This is a genomic window from Dolichospermum planctonicum (assembly GCF_005402965.1).
Taxonomy (GTDB): domain Bacteria; phylum Cyanobacteriota; class Cyanobacteriia; order Cyanobacteriales; family Nostocaceae; genus Dolichospermum; species Dolichospermum planctonicum.
Window position 1 is genome coordinate 1 of sequence record NZ_BJCF01000096.1, and the last position, 3,441, is coordinate 3,441.

Sequence of the window (3,441 nt, forward strand, 5' to 3'; positions counted from 1 at the left end):
GTAATGTCAATATTAATGGTAATGGTGTTAATGCAGAAGGATTGAGAGCGGGAATTTTATCACCGGGAAGTCGGGTACAATTGGGTGGTTTAACTCAGACGGGAACTGTTAATTTCAACGAAAATTTCTACTCAACCTTTCCTCAAGGTGTGACTAGGGGAAATGTCAGTTTAAGTAATGGTGCTGAAATCAATGTCCGTGCTGCTGGTGGTGGTAGTATTACCATAAATTCCCGAAATTTGAATGTAAATGGGGATAGTAGGGTGCGTGGGGGGATACAAAAGAATTTAGGTTCAGCAAATGCTCAAGCAGGGAATATTGAGATTAATAATATTGAGCAAGTCACCCTAGATAATGCCGCTATTGCTAATATTGTAGACGAGTTTGGTAAGGGGAATGCTGGGGATATTAATATCCACAGTTCATCTTTAATCTTGAAAAATGGTGGTACGATTAATACTAGTGTCTTTGCTGCCTCTAGTGAAGGGAATGCGGGTAACGTCACTATTGATACTGCCAATTTAACCCTGGAAAATGGTGCTAGTAGAATTAGTACCAATACCAGTGGTAAAGGTAATGCTGGGAATGTTGCAATTCAGGCTACCCAAGGGGTAAATGTCCAGGGGTGGCTATCTAGTGACGTAAAAGGTACAGCACAGGGGAATAGTGGAGGTATTACTATTGATACTGCCAATTTAACCCTGGAAAATGGTGGTTATATTAGTGCCGATACCTATGGTAAAGGTAATGCTGGGAATGTTGCAATTCAGGCTACCCAAGGGGTAAATGTCCGGGGGAGGCTATCTAGCGAGGTATTGAATACAGGAGAGGGGAATAGTGGGGGTATTAATATTGATACTTCAACTTTAACCCTGGAAAATGGTGGTTATATTAGTACCGATACCTATGGTAAAGGTGACGCGGGGAAAATCGAAATTAAGGCTACCCAAGGGGTAAATGTCCGGGGAAGTCTAAATAGTCCCGTAAACGATACAGCACAGGGAAATAGTGGGGGTATTACTATTGATACTGCAACTTTAACTCTGGAAAATGGTGGTTTTATTAGTGCCAGTACCTTTGGTAAAGGTGACGCTGGGAAAATCGAAATTAAGGCTACCCAAGGGGTAAATGTTGGGGGAGAGCTAAGTAGTCAAGTAACCAATACAGCACAGGGGAATAGTGGGGGTATTACTATTGATACTTCAACTTTAACTCTGGAAAATGGTGGTTTTATTAGTGCCAGTACCTTTGGTAAAGGTGACGCTGGGAAAATCGAAATTAAGGCTACCCAAGGGGTAAATGTCCGGGGAGCGCTAGATAGTCAAGTAACCAATACAGCACAGGGGAATAGTGGGGGTATTAATATTGATACTTCAACTTTAACCTTGGAAAATGGTGGTTTTATTACTGCCAGTACCTTTGGTAAAGGTGACGCTGGGAAAATCGAAATTAAGGCTACCCAAGGGGTAAATGTCCGGGGAGGGCTAGATAGTGGGGTATTCGATACAGGAGAGGGAAATAGCGGGGGTATTAATATTGATACTTCAACTTTAACTCTGGAAAATGGTGGTTTGATTAATGCTAATACCAATGGTAAAGGTAATGCTGGGAATATCGCAATTAAGGCTACTCAAGGGGTAAATGTTGGGGGAAGGCTATCTAGTGACGTAAACGATACAGCACAGGGGAATAGTGGAGGTATTACTATTGATACTTCATCTTTGACTCTGGAAAATGGTGGTAAAATTACTGCCATTACCTTTGGTAAAGGTGACGCGGGGAAAATCGAAATTAAGGCTACCCAAGGGGTAAATGTCCGGGAAAACGCCTTGTTATCTAGTGGGGTATTCGATACAGGAGAGGGAAATAGTGGGGGTATTACTATTGATACTTCAACTTTAACTCTGGAAAATGGTGGTTTTATTAGTGCCAGTACCTTTGGTAAAGGTGACGCGGGGAAAATCGAAATTAAGGCTACCCAAGGGGTAAATGTCCGGGGAAGTCTAAATAGTGGGGTAGACGATACAGCACAGGGGAATAGTGGGGGTATTAATATTGATACTTCAACTTTAACTCTGGAAAATGGTGGTTTTATTACTGCCAGTACCCTTGGTAAAGGTGACGCGGGGAAAATCGAAATTAAGGCTACCCAAGGGGTAAATGTCCGGGGAAGGCTAGATAGTCAAGTAACCAATACAGCACAGGGGAATAGTGGGGGTATTAATATTGATACTTCAACTTTAACCTTGGAAAATGGTGGTGTTATTACTGCCAGTACCTTTGGTAAAGGTAATGCAGGAGATATTGACATTACAGCAAAAGATAGTGTAAAAATAGATGGTTCTAGCGGCATTCTGAGTGATGTAGAGTCAGGTGCCAAAGGTAATGCAGGAAACATTGACTTAAACGCAGGTTCTTTGTCTTTAACTAATGGTAGTGGGATAACGAGTTTTATTCGTGGTTATGAAAAACTTCCAGACGGGACAATTGTTAAACAACGAGGAGAAGGAAATGGCGGCAAGATCACTATCAAAGCTGGTGATATAAACATCAAGGGCGTTGACAGTGGCAATAATATTGGTTCTCAAATTAATACTGGTACTTCTGGTATAGGCAATGCAGGAGATATTGACATTACAGCAAGTAACATTACTATTGATGATCAAGGTTTTTTTGGTAGTTTAGTATATGAAGACGGTGCAGGAAAAGGCGGTAATATCACCATTACAACCTCTAATTTAACCTTGGAAAATGGTGGTAAGATTATTACTGATACTAGTGCTAACGGTGATGCAGGAAACATTAAACTTGACATCACAGACAAGCTTAAATTAACCAATAGTACCATCTCCTCCGGGGCTACTTCAGACTCTACGGGAAAAGCAGGAAACATTAACATTGACCCCACACTGATAGAATTGGATGGTTCTCAAATCACTGTGAATAGTCAAGGATCAGGCGACGGTGGTAATATTACTCTAATAGGAAATAACCTAAATCTGAATAATTCTACCATCTCAGCCAGTACCAAAAGTGGTCAGGGCGGTAATATCACCCTGAATATTCCCGATACTATCCGTCAAAATAATAGCAAAATTGAAGCTAGTGCTGGGGAAAATGGTAATGGTGGTAATGTGACAATTAATACTAAATTTATCATTGGTAATAGTGGTGAAAATAGAATTAGTACCAATGCAAAGCAAGGTGCAGGTGGGAATATCAAGATTACTACTCAGGGAATATTTGGGTATAAAAATAATCAAATCAGCGCTAGTTCAGAAACGGGTGTGAATGGAGTTGTAGACACAAAGACTCCAGAAGTAGATCCTAGTCAAGGATTAATTGATTTACCTGAAAATTTACTTACTGCTGCTATTGTCACCAATTCTTGCCGTCAAGGACAAAATTCATTAATAGTTAAAGGTAGGGGGGGTTTAGCCT

General features: G+C 40.8%; 1 protein-coding gene. It reads left to right on the forward strand.

The window, feature by feature from the left end; all coding sequences use genetic code 11:
• Positions 1-3,441 (forward strand): beta strand repeat-containing protein (locus FFO06_RS21270; protein ID WP_162501219.1); only part of this gene is annotated, 3,441 nt, incomplete at both ends.